This window comes from Arachidicoccus rhizosphaerae, from assembly GCF_900107765.1.
Lineage (GTDB): Bacteria > Bacteroidota > Bacteroidia > Chitinophagales > Chitinophagaceae > Arachidicoccus > Arachidicoccus rhizosphaerae.
Map to the genome: position 1 here is coordinate 19695 of NZ_FNQY01000008.1, position 21581 is coordinate 41275.

At 43.1% G+C, this 21581-nt stretch carries 16 protein-coding genes; 10 read left to right on the forward strand and 6 right to left on the reverse strand.

The window, feature by feature from the left end:
- Positions 1–231: 231 nt before the first annotated feature.
- The 3 genes from BLU80_RS08205 to BLU80_RS08215 all read left to right on the forward strand — a co-directional run bounded on the left by BLU80_RS08205 (position 232) and on the right by BLU80_RS08215 (position 4750).
- Positions 232–2730 carry a PIG-L family deacetylase gene (locus BLU80_RS08205; protein WP_170831182.1) on the forward strand — a complete coding sequence of 833 codons (2499 nt, stop codon included), beginning with the start codon at positions 232–234 and terminating at the stop codon, positions 2728–2730.
- A gap of 65 nt (positions 2731–2795) precedes the next feature.
- Positions 2796–2999, forward strand: a complete 204-nt coding sequence (locus BLU80_RS08210; RefSeq protein WP_091396463.1) for a hypothetical protein — start codon at positions 2796–2798, stop codon at positions 2997–2999.
- Positions 2999–4750 (forward strand): sodium:solute symporter family protein, encoded by a 1752-nt coding sequence (locus tag BLU80_RS08215; protein WP_091396466.1) that lies wholly within the window; start codon positions 2999–3001, stop codon positions 4748–4750. The genes BLU80_RS08210 and BLU80_RS08215 overlap by 1 nt, the downstream gene beginning before the upstream one ends.
- A gap of 117 nt (positions 4751–4867) precedes the next feature.
- Here BLU80_RS08215 and BLU80_RS19850 read toward each other — a convergent pair whose 3' ends face one another.
- Positions 4868–5098 (reverse strand): type II toxin-antitoxin system antitoxin, encoded by a 231-nt coding sequence (locus BLU80_RS19850; RefSeq protein ID WP_091396469.1) that lies wholly within the window; start codon positions 5096–5098, stop codon positions 4868–4870.
- Between the two features lie 87 nt (positions 5099–5185).
- Positions 5186–6049, reverse strand: coding sequence for an SPFH domain-containing protein (locus BLU80_RS08225; protein WP_091396471.1), 864 nt, complete (start codon positions 6047–6049; stop codon positions 5186–5188).
- Between the two features lie 577 nt (positions 6050–6626).
- Here BLU80_RS08225 and BLU80_RS19855 point away from each other — a divergent pair.
- The gene (locus BLU80_RS19855) at positions 6627–9974 is read left to right on the forward strand and encodes a protein O-mannosyl-transferase family (protein WP_244518819.1); all 3348 of its coding nucleotides are present in this window, start codon (positions 6627–6629) and stop codon (positions 9972–9974) included.
- A 97-nt stretch (positions 9975–10071) separates the two neighbouring features.
- Here the strand turns inward: BLU80_RS19855 and BLU80_RS08235 are convergent, their stop codons facing one another.
- The 3 genes from BLU80_RS08235 to BLU80_RS08245 all read right to left on the reverse strand — a co-directional run bounded on the left by BLU80_RS08235 (position 10072) and on the right by BLU80_RS08245 (position 14417).
- Positions 10072–11442: an alpha-amylase family glycosyl hydrolase gene (locus BLU80_RS08235; protein ID WP_091396474.1), complete on the reverse strand. Its 1371-nt coding sequence runs from the start codon at positions 11440–11442 to the stop codon at positions 10072–10074.
- Positions 11443–11696: 254 nt separating this feature from the next.
- Positions 11697–13193, reverse strand: coding sequence for a magnesium chelatase (locus BLU80_RS08240; protein WP_091396477.1), 1497 nt, complete (start codon positions 13191–13193; stop codon positions 11697–11699).
- A gap of 885 nt (positions 13194–14078) precedes the next feature.
- The gene (locus tag BLU80_RS08245; RefSeq protein WP_139188109.1) at positions 14079–14417 is read right to left on the reverse strand and encodes an LEA type 2 family protein; all 339 of its coding nucleotides are present in this window, start codon (positions 14415–14417) and stop codon (positions 14079–14081) included.
- 376 nt (positions 14418–14793) lie between these two features.
- Between BLU80_RS08245 and BLU80_RS08250 the strand changes: the two genes are divergently transcribed.
- The 5 genes from BLU80_RS08250 to BLU80_RS08270 all read left to right on the forward strand — a co-directional run bounded on the left by BLU80_RS08250 (position 14794) and on the right by BLU80_RS08270 (position 19950).
- Positions 14794–15408, forward strand: a complete 615-nt coding sequence (locus tag BLU80_RS08250) for a WbqC family protein (protein ID WP_244518835.1) — start codon at positions 14794–14796, stop codon at positions 15406–15408.
- A gap of 381 nt (positions 15409–15789) precedes the next feature.
- Positions 15790–17277, forward strand: a complete 1488-nt coding sequence (locus BLU80_RS08255; protein ID WP_091396485.1) for a glycoside hydrolase family 125 protein — start codon at positions 15790–15792, stop codon at positions 17275–17277.
- Between the two features lie 92 nt (positions 17278–17369).
- On the forward strand, positions 17370–18269 hold the full coding sequence (locus BLU80_RS08260; RefSeq protein ID WP_091396487.1) for a LysR substrate-binding domain-containing protein: 900 nt from the start codon (positions 17370–17372) through the stop codon (positions 18267–18269).
- Between the two features lie 65 nt (positions 18270–18334).
- On the forward strand, positions 18335–19378 hold the full coding sequence (locus tag BLU80_RS08265) for a YeiH family protein (protein WP_211481797.1): 1044 nt from the start codon (positions 18335–18337) through the stop codon (positions 19376–19378).
- Between the two features lie 272 nt (positions 19379–19650).
- Entirely contained in the window at positions 19651–19950 is a 300-nt protein-coding gene (locus BLU80_RS08270; RefSeq protein WP_091396492.1) for a hypothetical protein, read from the forward strand.
- 22 nt (positions 19951–19972) lie between these two features.
- Here the strand turns inward: BLU80_RS08270 and BLU80_RS08275 are convergent, their stop codons facing one another.
- Positions 19973–20827, reverse strand: coding sequence for an NAD(P)-dependent oxidoreductase (locus BLU80_RS08275; RefSeq protein WP_091396494.1), 855 nt, complete (start codon positions 20825–20827; stop codon positions 19973–19975).
- A 230-nt stretch (positions 20828–21057) separates the two neighbouring features.
- On the opposite strand from BLU80_RS08275, the gene BLU80_RS08285 reads away from it, so the two are divergent.
- The gene (locus tag BLU80_RS08285; protein ID WP_091396499.1) at positions 21058–21573 is read left to right on the forward strand and encodes a MarR family winged helix-turn-helix transcriptional regulator; all 516 of its coding nucleotides are present in this window, start codon (positions 21058–21060) and stop codon (positions 21571–21573) included.
- Positions 21574–21581 lie beyond the last annotated feature (8 nt).

The following is a 21581-nucleotide window of genomic DNA, read 5'->3' on the forward strand; positions in this document are numbered from 1 at the left end:
TTTAGGGTTGAATTCAAACAGAGGTGCATCCATTAATTAATATTAATTGATGCATTTTAGCGCATAATCAATAGGTTATATAAGTGCTAAAATCAGCCCTTAAAACTATTTTTTGATTAATTTGGAGGGGCTGGTGAAATGATCGCTTCTGCTCCGCGCTCACAGCGCAGGCCTGAAGTAGTAAAACCCGGCCATTATTTTCTATTAATATTGATAAGTAGCAAAAGATTTATGAGACGTATTGTCCTTTTATTATTGATGATAGGCTTTGCCTGTCAGTTCGAGGCTAAGGCACAGGTGTATGGCCCGCAGCAACCGGATGCGGCGCAGATAAAATTTCAGATGGAGAAGCTGGGCGTGCTGGGCCGCGTGTTATATTTGGCTGCCCATCCTGATGATGAAAATACCACGCTTATTGCCTATCTGTCTAAAGGGAAGATGTATGAGACGGCCTATCTCTCCTGTACCAGAGGGGATGGAGGACAGAACCTGATTGGCAGTGAGCAGGGGAGTGAACTGGGACTTATCCGGACGGAAGAACTTTTAGGTGCCAGAAGTATTGACGGGGGCAGGCAGTTTTTTACGACAGCCAATGATTTCGGCTTTTCAAAAAGTGCGTCGGAGACCTTGGATTTTTGGGGTCATGACCGAATTCTCGCTAACGCCGTATGGGTCATCCGTAAATTTCAGCCGGATATCATTATTACCCGCTTTCCGGCGGACGCCAGAGCCGGCCACGGTCATCACTGGACGTCAGCGATTTTAGCCAGAGAAGCATATAAAGCCGCAGCAGATCCGGGCCGTTTCCCACAACAATTAAAATATGTTAAACCCTGGCAGGCCAAACGCCTGCTGTGGAATACCTTTAATTTCGGCCATAGTAATACTACGGCTGCTGATCAGTTTCATATTCAGACGGGAGGCTATAATGCATTGCTGGGTAAGAGCTATGGCGCCATTGCGGCTGCCAGCAGAAGCATGCATAAAAGCCAGGGGTTCGGCGTCGCTCCTTATATGGGTAAACGTACGGAGTATTTTAAGACGATTGAAGGGGAGGCACCTAAGAAGTCTTTAATGGATGGCGTGCTAACATCCTGGGACCGTATCGCTGGTGGTCATACCACGAGTGAACTCATCAGCCAGCTAAATCAACAATTTAATCCATCGGATCCTGCAGGCAGTATTTCTTTGTTATTACATATTTATAAACAGATTAAAGGCCTTCCAGAAAGCGTTATTCAGCAGGAAAAACTAAAGGAAACAAAAGCGTTGATCGTGGCCTGCCTGGGCTTGTTTGTGGATGTGACGACCAGTGAACCTGTTTTGGTTAAAGGCACTTCAACTTCTGCTTTGCTAAGAGCGGTTAATCATAGCCCCGTTGCTGTGACAATAACCGGTCTTTCTTTAAACGGGCAGCAGCAGCGCCTTCAGCAGCCCCTGAACGAAGATGAGGATTTCAGCCACACTATTGCTTTAGATATATCGGAAAGTCAACCCATTACGGAACCTTATTGGTTAAAGCAGCCCCATCCCACCGGGTATTATAATGTCGACCGTCCAGATAGCCTGCAGCTCATAGGCAGGCCCCTGAATCCGCCCGCTTATGAGGTGAACCTGCAACTGCTGGTAGCGGGAAATGAAATGACGCTGAATATCCCTGTATTATACAGACATACGGATGAGGTAAAAGGCGAACTGTATCAGCCACTGGTGATTACGCCGCCGGTAACGGTCAATATCAGTGATCCTGTTATTGTGTTAAGTAGTCAGTTGTCCTCAAAAAACTTAAAGGTAGCGCTAAAGGCATTTAAGGAGGGGCAATCCGGGAAACTGCACATTGAACTTCCTGATGGATTTGAGGTAGCTCAAAATGATCTTCCTTTTAACCTGGAAAAAAAGGGAGATAGCAAGGATATGGTTTTTACGCTAACGCTAAAGCCCGGATTTAAAAATTCGGTAAATGCGGATGCCAGCGTCTCTGCCATTTCCGGTAATCAAAGTTATGACAGAGGTATTCAGGTGATAGAACATAGCCATATTCCGACCATTACCTTATTTCCACTGGCCATTACGCACCTGGTCGGATTGGATATTAAAACGACGGGTAAACAAATTGGGTATATTGAAGGGGCGGGAGATATGGTGCCGGCGTCGCTGGCACAATTAGGTTATCAGGTTTCCCCTATTACTGCCGGCAGCTCGGAAGCTGAACTGGCTAAATTTGATGCCATTATTACCGGGATCCGGGCCTATAATATCAATCCCTTACTGCATAGCCTGCAACCCAAATTGCTGAACTATGTAAAGGAAGGGGGTGTGCTGGTTGTACAATATAATAAAAATGCAAAGATGGTAACCGATCAGCTGGGACCTTATCCCTTTACTGTTACCGGTGACCGGGTGACAGAGGAAGATGCCTCCGTTAAATTTTTATTACCTCAGGATCCCGCCATGCAATATCCCAATCAGCTGGAAAAAGCAGATTTTGATGGCTGGATACAGGAAAGAGGTCTTTATTTTACGGGTAATGTGGATGAAAAATACCGTAAACTCTTTGAAATGCACGATACAGGGAGCCCTGAACTGGATGGATCAACTATACTTTGCAACTATGGCAAAGGAAAATATGTATACACGGCGCTGGACTTTTTCAGGGAACTGCCGGCGGGTGTTCCCGGCGCCTTCAGGTTATTTGTAAATCTGTTGGCTAAGCCCGCTGCGGATCAGTAAGCAGGTGGCAGCGGATGTAGCTGACTGATTAATACTGCCCTTTTTTAAAAGAAGAACAATGTAATATGGCAGAAAATAAAAGTAGGACAGCGGAGGACCTAAATCAGGAAAATACTTCCCGTATCTCTCCCTTGCCGGAGCAGGAGCCGTGTGGTAATAATGAACGTCCGCCATTTTTTAACAGGTGGCGCGGCTGGTATCAATTTGTTCTGGTTATACTGGCTGTTCTGATAGTGTTGTTTTATTTATTCACAAAGCATTACGATTAATGGGTAGTCTGGACTGGTGGGTGATGTGTCTGACCTTTTTGGTCATCATCTTATATGGCGTGTATAAGAGCAGGGGCCAGCGTGATGTGGACAGTTATTTTTTGGATAACAAGTCTATGCCCTGGTATCTGATTCTTTTTTCTATCATCGGAACGCAGGCCAGTGCGGTTACTTTTTTATCCGCACCTGGCCAGGCATATACGGATGGAATGCGTTTTGTGCAATATTATTTCGGGCTGCCGATTGCTATGATTGTTATTTGTATTGCGTTCGTTCCTTTGTTTCACCGCTTAAAAGTGTATACGGCTTATCAGTTTTTGGAAGACCGCTTTGATTTGAAGACCCGGTCTCTAACCGCTTTTTTATTTTTACTGCAAAGAGGGATGTCCACCGGAATCAGCATCTATGCTCCAGCGATTATCGTTTCTTCCATCCTGGGCTGGAATATCTACTGGACCAATATCTTTATGGGCGGTTTTTTAATAATCTATACCGTTCTTGGCGGAACCAAAGCGGTCGCACATACACAAAAATTACAACTATTTATCATTATTGCCGGTATGTTTCTGGCGGGTTATATGGTTGTTCATCTGCTGCCGGAAGGGGTGAGTTTTTCCGATGCATTGCATATTGCCGGTAAATCAGGCAAACTAAATGTGATTACCACGCCCACTAATATAACGGAGCACAGCTTCTGGCAGGATAAGTATACACTATGGAGCGGTCTGATTGGGGGCTTTTTTCTGGCGCTCTCCTATTTTGGAACAGATCAGAGCCAGGTGGGACGGTATCTAACCGCAAAATCTATAAAGGAGAGCAGGATGGGGCTACTGCTCAACGGGCTGGTAAAGGTCCCGATGCAGTTTTTAATACTGTTGATCGGTGCACTGCTGTTTGCTTTTTATCAGTTTCAGCCGGCACCGTTGTCCTTTAATGAAATGCAACTGCAAAAAGTGACGGATCCGGTTTTAGCCGGCCGGCTTGAAGGAGTCCAGGAGCGCTTTAATCAGGTGAGTGCCCAAAAACAGGCCCTTACTATGCATCTGGTGGACGCCTTACATCAAAAGGAAGCGTCAAAAGGGAAAGGGGTGCAAAATATAGCTGCTTCAAGAGAAAAACTCAGCCAGTTACAGAATCAAGCAGATCTTTTAAGAGGGGAAGCCAAAGAAATTATAAAGACCGCAGATCCCGCAGCCGATACCAATGATACCAATTATATCTTTTTAAATTTTGTTATTCACTATTTGCCAAAAGGATTAATAGGGCTGTTATTTGCCATCATTTTTCTGGCAGCCTGGGGCTCCATAGCCGCCGCCTTGAACTCTTTGGCCTCTACTACCGTAATAGATATATACAAAAGGTCGATCAGGCCGGAGGCCCCCGAACGCCACTATTTAAATGTCTCCAGATGGTTTACGCTTTTTTGGGGTGTCTTTTGTATTGCAGTGGCTCAGTTTGCCGGGAAACTAGGGAGCCTGATTGAAGCAGTCAATGTGCTGGGTTCCTTGTTTTATGGGACGATCTTAGGGATATTTATGGTGGCCTTTTTTCAAAAAAGCATTCGCGGGGCGGCTGCTTTCTGGTCGGCGGTCCTGACAGAATTGATTATCATCCTTATTTATAATCTGGATGTCGTTTCCTTTTTATGGTTAAATGCCATTGGTTGTCTGTTAACCATGATTTTGGCTTATGTCATGCAATGGCTATTGCCAGGCGGCCAAAAAAAAGCCGTGAAGGCAAATCCTGATTAGTATTCCCATACTTTGGATGGCGTATAATCGGGTACCTCTTAAAAAAAAAGACCAGCTCTTTATGAAGGGCTGGTCTGTCCGCTTAGCTACTATCCCTGCATTACGCCGGTAGCAAGTCTACTGATTAGCGGGAGGATCCGTATCCCCGGGTGAGCGTGGCCGGACCGCATCCTTACTGTTTTTGGTAAATTTTTCCTGAAAATGAGGGCCAAACTGCTCTTTTAAGGCCTGGTTTAAGATATACTCTATTTGCCCATTGACACTACGAAATTCATCCGCTGCCCATTTTTCAAGGGCCTTATAGGCGCCCTGGTCCAGCCTTAATACAAAATTCTTCTTTTCGGGCACAATGATGTTTTTAGGAGTTAAATATTTTTAATGACCGGGGACCTGACTGTTGTTTAACAGGAGAACTGTCTTCAGGTCTTTTGGTAATTATTGATATAGGGTTCCGGCATTGACTACAGGCGAGGCTGCTTTTTCCCCGCAAAGAACGACCATCAGGTTGCTGACCATGGCCGCCTTTCTCTCATCATCGAGTTCCACTACGTTTCTTTCGGAGAGGCGCTGCAGGGCCATTTCAACCATGCCTACGGCACCCTCCACGATTTTGGCTCTGGCGGCTACGATGGCCGTGGCCTGCTGGCGTTGCAGCATGGCTCCTGCTATTTCTGAGGCGTAGGCCAGATGGCTGATCCTTGCCTCTATGATCTTGATGCCTGCAGGGGCCAACCGTTCGGAGAGCTCTTTTTCCAGAATCTCATTGACCTGATGGCCGCCCTCTCTGAGGGTGATACTGGCATGTTCGTCCTCTAAATTATCATAAGCAAAGCTACCGGTAAGCATTCTTACAGCCGCCTCACTTTGAATCTTTACATATCCTTCATAATCCTGAACCTCATAGGCGGCTTTATAGGTGTCACCTACCTGCCAGACAATGACCGCTCCGATTTCAATGGGATTGCCCATTTTGTCGTTGACTTTTAAAATCTGTCCCTGCAGGTTATTAAGCCTGAGGCTGATCTTTTGGGTAGAATACAGCGGATTGACAAAGAAAAGACCATTGTCCTTGACAGAGGCCACGTACTTGCCAAAGAAGTTCAGCACCCTGCTGTGGTTGGGACTGATGACCATCAGACCCTTGGTCAGAAAGATGAAAGCAATCATACAGATGAAGCCACAGAGAATCAACAGTACCTGGTCAGTACCATAAACGAAAAATATAATACCGGCGGCAAAGCAAACAAGGGCCAGAAAAAGCGCCAGAAAGCCGGACATGGGTTTGATTAGTTTTTCCATATTTTTTTAATTTGATATTAAAATGATATTAAAGATAAATCATTTTAAAAATATTCTCCAAAATTATTTTTTGGCAGCCCTGACTGGCTAAAAGCTCAATGGCCTGCAATGGGTTGTATGGCAGGGTTACAATAATTCTGGGGGAATGCATCGGACTATATGTTAGAATAAAGGTTGGTTTTATATGAATCGGGTATTTTATTTTATTGAAAATGAATGTGTTATTTTTTTTGAATTGAAATTCAGTTGTAATCAGATGTCAGTTTTGGTGTAGATGCCAGTTTTTAGCGGTGGCGAGGAACCGGACAGGTACCGGGAGAAATTGACAACCGTCGATAGTCGGGAAAAGGAATAGTTCCATACGGGGGCTGTAAAATGTGGAAGTCAAAACCCTGTTATTTTATAGAATATGGATTCCACTTAGCAGAAAATCAGCGATTTTCCGCTGAAATTCTAACAAAAATATTAATCGGGCTATCTTGTAATATCAATACTTTCCCTTAGGTTTGCTGTCAATCCAAAATCAGTTATTTTTATAACATTTATAATTTATTATTAGCAGTATAATTAATTTCAGATGAATTTTAAGAAATGGAACAACATTGTGGGTTGGGCAGTGTGCCTGATTGCCTGTGCAACCTATATTTTGACCACGGAATTAGGCGGTAGCTTCTGGGACTGCGGTGAGTTTGTCAGCAGTTGCTATAAAGTACAGATTCCCCACCCGCCGGGAGCACCTTTGTTCGTGCTGATTGGTCGTTTCTTTATTGTATTATTTGGAGACCATCCGGAAAATGCAGCCAAGGCGGTCAATGTAATGAGTGCGCTGGCCAGTGGTTTTGCCATCTTATTTTTATTCTGGACGATTACCCATTTTGCCCGCAGGATCGTTCAGGGTACCCGGCAGGTGGCTGAGCTGACCCAAAATGAAATCATTATGATTATGCTGGCCGGTGCTGTCGGAGCGCTGGGTTATACGTTCACGGATTCATACTGGTACAGCGCGGTAGAAGGGGAGGTATATGCCTTGTCTGCCTTCTTTACGGCGCTGGTGTTCTGGGCCATGCTTAAATGGGAACATAAGGCTGATGAACCAGGGGCAGATAAATGGATTATTTTTATCTTCTTTATGATGGGGCTTGCCGTAGGTGTTCACCTGTTGAACTTACTGACCATCCCGGCGGTGGTAATGGTGTTCTATTTCAGAAAAAGACACCTGTTCAATTATAAATTACTTAGAAAATACTTTATCCGCATTATACTGATAGGCGGTGGCCTTGGATTTATTGCAGCACTTATCAGTGCCAGTTCCGTAGCCAGCTCAGCAAATGTGTCCATGGATCCTACGGTCGCCATGGTACTGCTTTTTGGGGCTATTATCGCTGCCTTACTGGTTCCCGGTATAGAAAAGCTCAATCAGGACAAAAAAGAGTTGTATGGCGGGGCTTATATGTTCTTTGTCATTAGTGTCGCTATCCTAGGCTTTGTCCAGATCGGGGTTATTCAGGCCTCTATTAAGTTAGCAGGGCATATGGATATCTTCTTTGTGAACTCCTTAAACCTGCCTATTTTCTCCGGATTTATCGGCTTCTTTGTCATTGTTGCCGTTATTTTGTTTTTTGCCCTTAGAATTGCAACGAAAAAAGGCTGGCAGTTTCTTAAACTGGCGGTCTGGAGTGTTGTTTTCTTACTGATTGGCTTCAGTTCCTATCTGACGACCATGATCAGAAGCACTGCCAATCCATCCATTGATATGTATAATGTAGACAATCCCATGAGTCTGGAAGGCTATTTAGGCCGTGACCAGTACGGTGATTTTCCATTATTATATGGCCAGAAGTTTACCGCTTCCCCTATTGCGCCATACTATGGAGCCCAGCAGTATCAAAAAGGAATCGATTCTGACGGTAAAGTCAAATATATCCCGACCGGCAAGAAATTCTCCTTTATTTATAGCCCGGATGATGAGATGATCTTCCCCCGTGTATGGAATACCGGACAGGACAGAAGGCAGACTGATTATTATGCGGCCTTCCTTGGAATCGGTAAAGATCAGCAGGGGCATTACGAGAGAGATCCGAATTTTATAGATAATATTAAGTTCTTCCTGGGGTATCAGGTCTATTATATGTACCTGCGTTATTTCCTGTGGAACTATAGCGGCCGTCAAAACGATATGCAGGGCAATTCTGTCTCTGACGTAAGAGACGGGAACTGGATAACTGGTATTTCCTTTATTGATAATTTCATGTATGGGGATCAGTCGCTAATGCCACAGACCCTGAAAGACAATAAGGCTCATAATGTGATGTTCGCTTTACCGCTGATTCTAGGACTGATCGGGATGTTCTATCAGTTCAAACGTAAGGGGGATGACGGACTGATTACCTTCCTTTTGTTCTTCATGACCGGTTTCGCTATTGTCATGTACCTCAATCAGGCAGGTAATGAACCCAGAGAACGTGACTATGCCTATGCAGGGTCTACTTATGCCTTCGCGATCTGGATCGGTATCGGCGTCTTTAAGGTGAGGGACTGGTTCCAGAAAATATCCAACCAAAAGGTAGCCACCACACTGGCAGGTGTCGTATGTCTGCTGGCCGTTCCTGCCCTGATGGCTCAACAGGAATGGGATGATCATGACAGAAGCAATAAAGCGCTGGCTCCTGACCTGGCTAAGGATTATCTGGAAAGCTGCGCGCCCAATGCCATTTTATTTACATTCGGGGATAATGATACCTACCCGCTCTGGTTCGCCCAGGAGGTGGAGGGCATACGGCCGGATGTAAGAGTGGTCAATACCAGCCTTCTGGGAATTGACTGGTATATCAATGACCTGCGTGTTAAAGTCAACCAGAGTGATTCGGTCGATGTCATTCTGACCAAAAATCAAATTGAGGGAGATAACCGCGATCGGGTCATCTTTGTACCTAAGAATTTCCCGCAGGACCGTTATTATGACCTGTATGACATGATGAAAAACTACGTGGGTAGTGAGGACCGTTCTAAAAAGGTTCAGATGAATGACGGTAATTTCTACAGTACTTTCCCGGTGAAAAATGTCTTTGTTCCGGTTGATAAGGCTGTTGTAGAGAAAAATGGTACGGCGAATCCGACAGACAGCGTGCTCAGCACCCTTCAGTTTACCATTCCGAAAGACAATCTGTTTAAAAATGATCTGGCTATCTTGAATATCATCGCTTCTAATAAATGGAAACGTCCGATCTATTTTACCATGAATCAGGGTGTCGGTTTAGGATTTGATCAGTATTTAAGAAAAGACGGCTTAAGCTACCGCCTGGTGCCGGTAGCGCCTAATAATACGAGTACAGATTCTACCTATAACCGTTACAGCGCTAAATATGGTTCTGTAATGGGCATGCTCAAAGAAAATGTCAATGCAGACTGGATGTATGAGAAACTCATGAAAAAGTTTGTCTTTGGCAATGCAGATCTGCCGGGCGTATACTTTGATGAAGAAAACAGACGTCATCTGATCACCATCAGAGAAGCCTTTGCCGATGCAGCCATCGCCATGGTGAAAGACGGTAAACAGGAGGAAGCGAAAAAACTCTTGGAAAGAGCTGATAAAATGATGCTGGAACAGAATTTCCCTTATGGAATGCCTTCCAGAATGGGTATGCATAACCAGACCAGCCTTAAATTCTTAATGGCTGCATATATGGCAGGGGATGATGCCCTGGCTCAGAAAGTGGACAAATCACTCAGAACAGATATCCAGCAGGAGATTACTTATTTCAATTCCATTGGTCAGGATAAGGTGGGCAATTACTATTGGGAAGTGACCAGCTATCCGCAGTATCTGATTATGATGGATGAATTGTCTAAGGATGCACATCCGGGTTCACCTTTAAAAAACCTGGAAAAAAGTGATTCTTTAAACACAATGGATACAGGCAAGTAATGACTGGTCTTATCTTTATTCCATAAAAAACGGCTACCAAATGGTAGCCGTTTTTTATGGAATACTTTAAAAGGGGAGCCCGTAATATAAAGCTATGCTACCAGAACTGTAGACCCGCCTCATTGTAATAAACAGCAAAACTGGCAGGAGGAAGTACCCAGCTATGATCATTAGACAAATTATGGCCGGTTTCAGGCTGCATTCTTTGGTCCAGATGGATAAAACTGCCTTGGAAGATCGCGGCCGGCAGTTGCCCGTTCAGATTAAATACCTGGCTGTTTTCGGCGGAAAAATTAAATAAAACCAGGGCGATCGTACCTGCTTTGTCTTTTGGCTCAGTATGAGCTGGCTTTTGACTGCTGGTAAGTAAATAGGCTAATCCAGCGTCTGTCTCCTGGCCACTAGGACCATCATTTAACCATTGAAGATGGGACGCCGTTGCAAAGGCCGGCAAACGGTGCAAGGATATTAAAGTCTGATAAAAAGACTCCAGCTCAGGCCTTTTAGGAGGGGTAGGCCAGTCCAGTTGAACCTTATCGAAGAATTTGAGCCGTTTATGACTGGGGATTTCCTGTCCGCTATATATTAAAGGAACGGCAGGGTATAAAAATATAAAGGCTGCTAAAACAGGCGCCAAAGTACCGTATTTTTCAAATTCAGTTCCATTCCAGCTATTTTCGTCATGATTAGCAGTAAATAACAATTTATTGGACCCTTCAGGCAGGCTTCTGTAATGTTCCAGGGTAGCTTTTACCTGCCCGGTGCCTGCCCAAATACCTGCATTGTCCCTTAGTTTTTCAGTGTCATGCATCCACCGCCAGGCATATGTAATATCAAAGACGCTGCTATAAGCATCTTCATCACATTCGCCCAGAAAGAGCAAATGCTTTAGCTGTTCGCAGTCTGTTCGGGCTTTTTGCCAGAAAGACAAGGGGACTAAGTGGGCCATATCACACCTGAATCCATCGATGTCAAACATGCCAATCCAGTATTTCATGGCATGGATCATGGCTGTCTGCATATCCGGGTTCTGGTAATTCAGGTCAATCACATCGTCCCAGCCATGGGTTTCCAGAAAATTACCATCATTGTCTCTCAGATACCAGTCCGGGTGCTGGGTCCAGTTGTGATCAAGCCCCGTATGATTGGCTACCCAGTCAATGATTACTTTAAATCCGAGACTATGGGCCTGATCCACCAGGTGCTTAAAGTCCTCCAGGCTCCCAAATTCGGGATTAATATCCATATAGCTACTACAAGCATAGTAGCTGCCTAAGGTGCCTTTTCTGCCCTTGGTGCTTATCGGCGTAAGGGGCATAAACCAAAGGATGTCAATGCCCATTTTCCGGATCCTTGGCAGGTGCTTTTCAAAGGCCTGTAAAGTGCCTTCAGGGGTATATTGCCGGATATTGACTTCATATATACTGGCCCCACTGAGCCAGTCTACACATTTAAATCGGGTACTCATATATTAAAAATAAACAATATAGTGTTGTTTGTTTAGGGTAATTATTATTCAGAAAAAAGGTGCAGTCAGATAATTGGAATGGATAAATGGCCGAATGACCAGCAGAGAAACAAAAGTCAGTTTTCAGCATTTGCCCACTAATTCATTAAGGATTCAACCTGCCTGCCTGCCGTTTGCATTTTAGAAAATCAGCCCTTTGTATAACTTTTGGTTATTTCTGCTGCTTAGGCGCTTGAGAAGGGAGATGGACCGTTTTATTCATCTTCCTGGTCAAAATCCATCATAGAGCCAATCAGATCGTTAAAATGAATCTGCCCTTCAATTGTTTTTTTACTGATTAGTGAGTAGGCCGCCAGCCCGTGAAGCACAAATTCCATGAGTAGCATATGCTCATTTTTGGGGACCTCGGGATAATGTTCAGTCACAATTTTGGAGAGACCGGTCACTTTGTCGAGTAATTTTTTTCGGTCTTTATCCTTCATGTCCACCATAATATCCAGGTTGCCGCCCTGATCAAACCAGCTGATGATTTGCCGGTAGGGGTTCAACTCTCTGCCTTCCATGGAAGGTTTGCCGGTAGGCGTTCTTTTGGCGGGGGCTGGAAAATATAATACGAACTGACTGCGAATAGCTTTTTCCAGTAAATGAAGCGCGACCTGATAAGGCCCTTCCTGTTCACCTTCATAAACCAGTTCTATTTTACCGGTGATGGCAGGGACGATACCCATGAGATCACTGATCCAGATACTGGTATGTTCTTCCTGATTGACCAGCAGCCTTCTTTCAGCTGTACTGACCAGATTTTCCAGGGCTGCGATGGTAAGCCTTGCACTAACGCCGCTTTTCCGGTCTACATATTCACTTTTTCTGGCTTCAAAAGCGATCTGTTCCACTATCTTTTTGACCAGATCGGGTATATGAATCCTGGACTTTTGTTCCTCCAGAACGGAGGCTTCCTGCTGCGTAATTAATAAGGCGGTATTTAAATCCTTAGGATAATGCGTCAGTATCTGACTCTCAATTCTATCTTTCAGAGGTGTCACAATACTGCCTCTACTGGTATAATCTTCCGGGTTGGCGGTAAATACAAATAAAATATCCAGATTTAAACGCAGTTTAAAGCCGCGGATCTGAATATCCCCTTCCTGTAAAATATTAAATAATGCCACCTGAATACGCGCTTGTAAATCAGGTAACTCATTGATTACAAATATGCTACGGTTGCATCTTGGGATAATCCCGTAATGGATTACTTCCTCGTCCGAGAAACTGAGTCGGAGATTGGCCGCCTTGATCGGGTCTATATCGCCGATCAAATCAGCTACGCTTACATCAGGCGTAGCCAGTTTCTCCCCGAAACGTTCCGCTTTGGAGAGCCAGGCAATAGGAGTGTTATCTCCATGTGTTTCAATGAGTTGTCTTCCGTATTTGCTGACAGGATGGAAGGGGTCGTCATTGATTTCGCTGCCTTCAATAATAGGTATATAATCGTCCAGCAAATCTACCATCTGCCGGGCGATTCTGGTCTTAGCCTGACCGCGGAGCCCCAGTAATAATATATTGTGACGGCTTAAAATGGCCGTTTCTATATCTTTTAATACCGTTGTGTCATAGCCCAGGATTCCTTCAAAACGGGGAAGCCCATTTTCTATCCGGTAAATCAGGTTTTTCCTGATTTCTTCTTTGATTGTAATTGATTGGTAGCCAGCTTTTTTAAGCTGCCCTAAGGTCCTGATATGTAAAATATCCATGCGTAAAGCTGCTTTTCGTTTTAAGAGTCTCTTGTTTTTGTTAAACCCAAGTCTAAGTTAGCTGATTTTGAGTAATCAACTGCTAAATTCCCCCCAAATCTGTCGCTTTATATTATTGTAACGGGTTTAAATAAGATAATGACTAAAAGATACCTGTACGGTTACTTCAGACAGATGCTGTTTTGGGATAAAATAAGTAAGGCTTATATATTAAGCAAGCATGTTGAGTGAAATTACTGGGCCATTGAACACTCGTTTTAACCTGGAATAATTGCCGGATTAAATGCTGCCAGGAGATTAAAAAAAGTGGATGAATATGCCCTTGAATCCAACCCGTTAAAGCAGCAGAGGATGAAGCGTGCAGTCGGAAACAGCCGAGAAATCTTGCACCTGTTCTCTATAAAAAAATAAAAAAGACGGCCGCAAAATTACAAAGGCCGCCTTAAAAAGGATACAAATAAGGCTGTTAAGCCAGATACGTGGTGGCAAATGTTTCAAACAGCGCTATGCTTAAATACGGTAAAACGATCCTGAAAAGCAGTAAAAAGGAGTTGCCAATTGGTAAAATCAGACCAAAAAATTTGGCAAAATGCCGCCAAGTCCCCAACTGGAAAACCTTAATAGAATCTTTGCTTCGGGCAAAACTATCCGTTTTTCTATGACAAACAGGAGAAAACTACAAGCCGCTCCGCCACCAAATTGGAAGAAATTATACAAAGCTGCCGATGTTTTTGAGCGGTAAAAAGAGGAGCGGTTTGCAAAAAAATGACCAGGCGGGACCACCTTAATCCATTAAGGAGTGCCAAAAATCGCCTCAATAGCAAAATGGAGGCGATTTAAAAATGAGTAAACTGCAGGGGAGAAAATCCGGAATGATCCGAAATTTTAAAGTTTAATGGCCTGCTTTGTAGAAACATCAAAAGGGACCTGAACGAATATGCCGGAACGCCCGATCCTGGTTTTACCCTTAATCTGTAATAAAACCTCTTTTTTGATAAAGGCATCCAACACATTATTAAATATTACACTACGATTGAATTTTAAATAGGTGCTGAACAAAAATGTGGTATCAGCGGGAATCGTTATAAATGTATCTAAATTATAATGTGTTACCAGCTGGCTATTCGCAAAAACATCGGCATCGATTTTCCTTAGTTGAATGGAATAATTATTTGGATTGAAGAAACTCAGGGTGCCAAAAACGGTGGCGGAGTCGCCAGACATATCTACCATTTTTATGTTTTTTATCCCCCGAAATTCTATGCTAGCCGGTTTTTTACACCCCCACAAAAGGAGGCCAAAGAGTAGGATAGAGGCTGTTTTTTTCATGTTTGAAGAGTTATCCTGCAAAATACAAAATAAGCCCGTAATCGAACATATATTAATTTTTTTGTTGTATCTTTGATAACTATAGATATTAGCATTTTGATTTGTGTATAGTAATGGATTATTATCTAATTTATTTAGTTAATTATATTTTTAATAATTTATTGATTATTACTATTTTATAATGACTAGTTTAATTAAAATATTAATTATATTGATAGCAAAAACTGTTAAAAAACACCTTTAAAAAGACCTGATAAATATGATCAATGAAATGAATGAAAATGAATTATATTCGATTGATTTACAATTTATTCCGCCTGTTAATTGGTTTAAAATTTCAATTAAAGGTAAATATATAATATTTAATTCATTTGAGAAGTGGAAAAAAATGAGTTTTGGCAATCGCTGTACCCTCCTCGGGGGAAATGGCCTGGTAAATCTCTCCGTTCCCATAGAAAAAGGAAGGGATCAAAAAGCCTTATTGCGGGGTATTAAAATATCTTATTTGGATAACTGGCAATTAAAATTTTGGAGAACCATAATTTCTTGCTACAACAGGGCACCCTTTTTCGAGTATTATAAGGACGATTTTGAGAAAATTTTATTCAAAAAGCATGAACTATTGGTGGATCTCAATCTGGAATTAGTTTTACTTTGTTTTAAATATTTGGATGTAAATAAGGAAGTTATAATGGATGATGAGCATAAATATCCGCACCTGGATGCGACAGACCACTTTTTAACCCCCAAACTGTTTCAACAGGATCCGCATCCCGTTACCTATCACCAGATGTTTAGCGACAGATTCGGATTTAACCCAAATCTTAGTATTATGGACTTACTTTTTATGGAGGGACCGGAAGCTAAACATTTATTAAGTAAATGAGATAAATATTTGTATAATAATACGATATGTAATATTATTTAAATTTAATGATTGAACGAATTAAATGATTTGAATCATTAGAATAATAATTATTATAGTTACTATATTAAATATGGTTAGTTTCATTTAAGTATTTACTAAATTTAAAAATTATTAAAATTATTAATTTATCGCGCTTGCCTGCTCTTTGTTTATCATATTATTTTATTATATAAATAGTAAAATAATAAATATGTAAATTGGACTCTTTTTGTTTTTTCCTTTAATCTTAAATGATTTGTAAAAACTGTTATTAGATTTTAGTTTTGGTTAAATCCCGTCGAGCTTCAAAAGAATTGACTTATTTTTAGCCAACTATTTTTTCATTAAATTTTTCATGCAATGCATCGTAGGAAATTTTTGCAACAAACTGCTATGGCGGGAGCTGGAGTGATGGTCGCCAAATCTGGATTTTCCCGACTGACTAAATTTGACGATTTTCCAGTTGTGCGGATTCCGGTTGGTCAACGGAAATTTAAAAGTGATGCCGTTGAGGCACTCATTACCGAAGTCAATCAAAAAATAGGCAATAAAGAAATTGCCTGGTTGTTCAATAATTGTTTCCCAAATACTTTAGATACAACGGTAGATTACTCCCTGATTGCAGGTAAGCCGGATACCTTTGTGATAACAGGTGATATTGATGCCATGTGGCTGCGTGATAGTACTGCCCAGGTAACGCCTTATTTACCACTTTGTAAAAAAGATAAGAAATTACAACAGATGATCGAAGGGGTCATCCGTAGACAAAATAAATGTATTATTATTGATCCCTATGCCAATGCTTTTTATAAGGATGGTTCCAAGAAGAGCGAATGGATAAAGACAGACCGTACGGACATGAAGCCGGGGGTGCATGAAAGAAAATGGGAAATAGACAGTCTTTGTTATCCTATTCGTCTGGCCTATCATTTCTGGAAAGAAACCGGAGACACCGCTCCCTTTGATGAACACTGGAAAGAGGCCATGGCACTGGTGGTAAAAACATTTAAAGAGCAACAGCGTGTGAATGGTAAAGGTCCTTATAGCTTTACCAGAGAAACCTCTTTTGCGACCGATAGTCTTCCGTTGGGCGGGTACGGTTACCCGGGTAAACCCAATGGCCTGATTTGTTCCATGTTCCGTCCAAGTGATGATGCTACGATTTTCCCTTATTTGATTCCCAGTAACTTTTTTGCCGTGAAAGCCTTAGGGCAGCTGGCAGAAATGTGGGAAACCATCGGGAAAGACGCCGAGAAAGCCAAAGAAGCCAGGGATCTGGCCAAGGAAGTTTTTGTGGCGCTGCAACAGGTGACGGTCATGCATCCTAAATATGGCAAGATCTATCCATTTGAAACCAATGGATATGGCAGCATCAATTTAATGGATGATGCCAATGTTCCTTCGTTGTTAGCACTGCCTTATTTAGAGGCGGTTTTCCCTAGTGATGCTACTTATTTAAATACCCGCAGATTTGTCCTTTCAGAAGATAATCCGTTTTTCTTTAAAGGGACGGTAGCCGAAGGTGTTGGTAGCCCGCACACAGGACTGGATATGATCTGGCATATTGGTATTTCCATGCGCGGATTAACCTCAACGGATGTCAAAGAAATGGCAGAATGCCTGGAAATGCTCAGATCCACACATGCAGGTACCGGGTTTATGCACGAGTCTTTTGATCCGAGTGCGCCGATTAAATTTACCAGAAAATGGTTTGCCTGGTCAAATACGCTTTTTGGAGAATTTGTCTGGAAGATGTACAGAGAGCATCCGGATTTATTAAAAGCACCGGTGCCTGAAGTGGCGGCTACACCGCCCAGCAAGCAAAAAAGCCGCTGGAAGATTTTCTAACAGCCTGCCAAGGCTTAAGATTTACCCATACATGCAAAGGGTGCCCTGATGGATAGTCAAAAGGGCACCCTTTCAAAATAGAGGAGTTGATTATGCTGGATTTTAGACTACACGTGTTTCATGTGGTGGCGCACCTGCTGAATTTTACCAAGGCCGCAGAAAGATTATCCATTAGCCAGCCTGCAGTTACCAAAAACATCAAAGAACTGGAATCCCAGCTGGGAATCCGGCTATTTGACAGAAAAGCAGGTAAAGTCGTGTTAACGGAAGCGGGTCAGACCGTGCTCCAGACAGCAGACCGGATTCAGCTGCTGTATAATCAATTAGAGTTTGATCTGAACGTTTTGAAAAATCAGTTTGGCGGTCAGTTAAAACTGGGCGCCAGCACAACGGCCGGTCAGTATGTACTGCCTGAGATTTTAGCCCGTTTTCACCGGGCTTTCCCTGGTGTGCAGCTGACCATGCAAAATGCCAATACGGAAACAATTGAACAGGCCATATTACAACAAGAAATTATGCTGGGTGTGGTAGAAGGTAAAAAGCATCACCCGTTGCTTAGCTATACTGCTTTTATTCAGGATGAGATCGTAGCCATTACGCATAAGGACAGTAAGTATGGCAAACTCGGACAAATATCCCTGGAGGAACTGGTCAAGATCCCGATTGTTTGCAGGGAAAAAGGATCAGGTAGTCTGGAGGTACTGGAAGCAGCGCTTGGGGAACATGACCTGGAGCTGTCCGGTCTGCAGGTAGAAATGATGCTGGGAAGTACGGAAGCCATTAAAAGCTTTCTGGAAAATTATGACTGTATCGGTTTTGTTTCCATTACGGCGGTCTCCGGTCCGGTCAGCAGAGGAGACTTTAAGATCATAGAGATTCCGGAAATGGAGATTCTACGCTCCTTTTATTTTGTGCACGCTGCCGGCGTACCTGCTGGATTAAGTGCCTCGTTTATGCATTTTGCAAAGCACTCCTATAACCAAAGGTTATAGCGCATCCCTAATTGTCATACACAATAACCGGCATTGCGCTACATCTTTGTGCCCTAAAAAGTACAATGATGAAGGAATATAACCCCAAAGAAAATGCCCCCAATTATCTGAATTTTGTGTTGTTCCTGGTAGCGATGCTTCTTTGTGTGACCCCCTGGGTCAGTGCAGCTGTCGCTTTATTTTTAGGAATTATAATGGCTGCCCTTGGCATTTCACCGCTGGAAAAATATAGTGGCACCATTATAAGATATAGTTTACAGGTGGCCGTTGTGGGCCTCGGATTTGGTATGGATCTGCAGCAGGCGGTAAAGGCCGGCAAAGAAGGATTCCTTTTAACCCTATGCTCTATTTTTATTACCCTTAGCCTGGGCATATTTTTGGGAAGAAAATTTAAACTCTCTACCCATACGACGCTTTTGATTGCGGCAGGGACCGCCATTTGTGGCGGGAGTGCCATAGCAGCACTGGCGCCACTGCTGTCCGCTAAAAAGGAAGATATTTCTGTTTCTTTAGGTATCATATTTCTGCTGAATGCGCTGGCGCTTTTTATTTTTCCCTGGATGGGCGGTCTTTTACATCTGAGCCAGCATCAGTTCGGCCTCTGGTCTGCCATCGCCATTCAGGATACCAGTTCCGTCGTGGCCGCGGCGGAGACTTATGGTAGTACCGCCCTGAAAATAGCGACGACCGTAAAACTGGAAAGAGCCTTATGGATTATTCCGGTATCTCTAATCTGTCTGCTTTTTTTAAAAAGGGAAGATCAAAAGGGGGATACAAAAACTGCGGGTAAAAACAGCCGTCTTCCGGTCACAGAATTTGTACAGGAATCTAAAAAACAGGCACAGGGGGCTAAAATCCGGATTCCCTGGTTTATATTTTTATTCTTATTGGTAATGGTATTGAGTTCATACCTGCCCGTTATGCGTAAGATGGGGCATTTCATACTGCCTGTATCTCAGAAATTACTGTCCTTAACGCTGTTTTTTATCGGTACCGGGTTTACCGGGGCTGCCATAAAAAAAGTAGGGGTCAGGCCCCTTGTGCTTGGCGTGCTTTTATGGTGTTTTATCGGGTCCCTGTCTCTTATGTTTTTATTGCATTTTATGTAAAATGTTAACAGTCTAGGCGTTGCATAAAAATGATTATCTTTGCCGCCTGATGCTGCGATTGGACGCTCATCAGCATCAGAACTAACACTTATCTGCTATAGGGGTGTTAACTAAGAAAGGTTAGTTTTCTGGAGAAACTATTAGAATTTGTGATTATTTACAGTAAGGAGGGTTCATCATACCGCTGCTCAAAGCAGGTCTTTTCTGGTAATACCAACGCGGAAGTTCTGATAGGTTATGGAATAATCATCAACAACGCTTAGAAATAAATTATGGAGTGTACATCCGTACTTGCAGATGTAAAGCTGTTTAATAAGTCAGGCGGGGAGTCTGCCCCCGTTTATACCCGGCAAAAAACGACCTTTAAATTAGAACACCAGGAAACACTGGTGTCAGGAGAAATAATCCTGCCTGCAGGTCTTGAAAAATTGGAACCCGGAGAACAAAAGGTGCTAACTGTACATTTTGATGCTGCGCAACTAAATGTACAGTTAGCACGAGGGATAAGATTTTCTATTCACATGGATGACAGTACCATCGGGGTTGGCAACATCCTGGAAGTGACCGGTTAAATCAGTAGGGCCAATAACCAGACTATTTTTTTAACTTCCTCAGATATTGGATCACTCCAATGACATCTTCCTTACCCAGACCTGCCTGCTGGGCTTTGTTGTATGTTTCAAGTGTTGCTTTTCCTATGGGAAAGCCGGCGCCGGCTTCTTTGGCCAGCAGGATATCCTTTAACATCAGGTCCAGGGCAAAGGCAGGCGGATAATGATCATCGATGAGCAGCGGTGTTTTTGCCTTTGTAGCCCCACTGCCGCTGGCGCTCATATTAATGATTTCCAGCATTTCTTTTCTGTTGACGCCAAGTTGGTCCGCTAGCAAAATAGTTTCAGCCAGAGACGCGTAAAGTGTCGATAAAAAATAATTGACGGCTATTTTGGCGGCAAGCCCTTTGCCATTTTCTCCCAGATGCTGAATGCTTTTTCCCATTTTTTCCAGATAAGGCAAGGCTCTTTGAAGGTCTTTGTCTTCACCGCCAACCATGATAATTAAAGTACCGTCCCTGGCGGGGCCGGTACTTCCGGCAACCGGTGCATCCAGAAAGGCTCCGCCTTTTGCCTTCAGCGCCTGGTTGACCTCTAAGGAAATCGCCCTAGAAATCGTACTCATATCCACAAAGAGTTTTCCTTGAATATTTTCTGCGGCTATTTCGTCGTATACGGCCCTTACTGCCTGGTCATTGGTGAGCATGGTAAAGATCACGTCTGCGGTCCCTACAAGCTCCTTTATGGAATCTGCTATAACCGCTTTTCCTTTAAATTCTTCTGCTTTTTCTTTTGTTCTGTTATAGACACTCAACGGGTATGCTGCTTTTTCCAAATGCTTGGCCATGGGCAGTCCCATATTGCCGAGCCCTATAAATCCTAATTTTTCTGTCTGCATGATCAGGTTGTTATTTGCTAAGATGTTGTACGAATGTAAAAAGAATCCTTTAATTTTTATGACTCCGGACATGGGCGAATGCGCTAACGGAGCTTACTTTTTACTCAAAAGTAAGCTGGATAGTCTGCCCTGGATGCTTTACGCGCAGTTGAAAATATTGTTTAAATATCCCTTAAAATTTTGGTGTTAGTTTTAGTCGTTATAATATTGTATAAGTACTTATATAATTTATGGCAACAATTTATCAGGATTTAGGATTTTTAATACTGGGTAGCAGGCTGCGCAGGATGAGTGAATATTTTCTTTCTGAAGTAAATAAAGTCTATCAGGATTTGGGGATTCCTTTTGAAGCCAGCTGGTTTCCCTTGTTTTATATGCTTTCCAACCAAAAGCAGGTAAGTATCCGCCAGGTGGCCGATGAACTGATGACCTCACATTCGGCCGTCAGCCAGCTGGTCACTAAGCTAAAGGAAAAAAATCTCATTACAACGGATGCTTTAGCGCAGGATAAAAGAGTACAGGTAATCGGGCTGACCAAAAAGGGGCAGGCGCTGAAAAAAAAGTTATTGCCTGTATGGGACGGGATTTCTGAGAGTATGGCCTTAATGGAAAAATCCTATCCGGATGTCGCCCATTTTTTACCTGCTGTCGCGAACCTGGAAGCGCATTTTGAAGCGCAACCACTCTCGGAGATTATCCTGGAAAAAGTGGCTAAACCGAAAGTAAAAAAACAGGCTCGTGGGTAATGAAAATT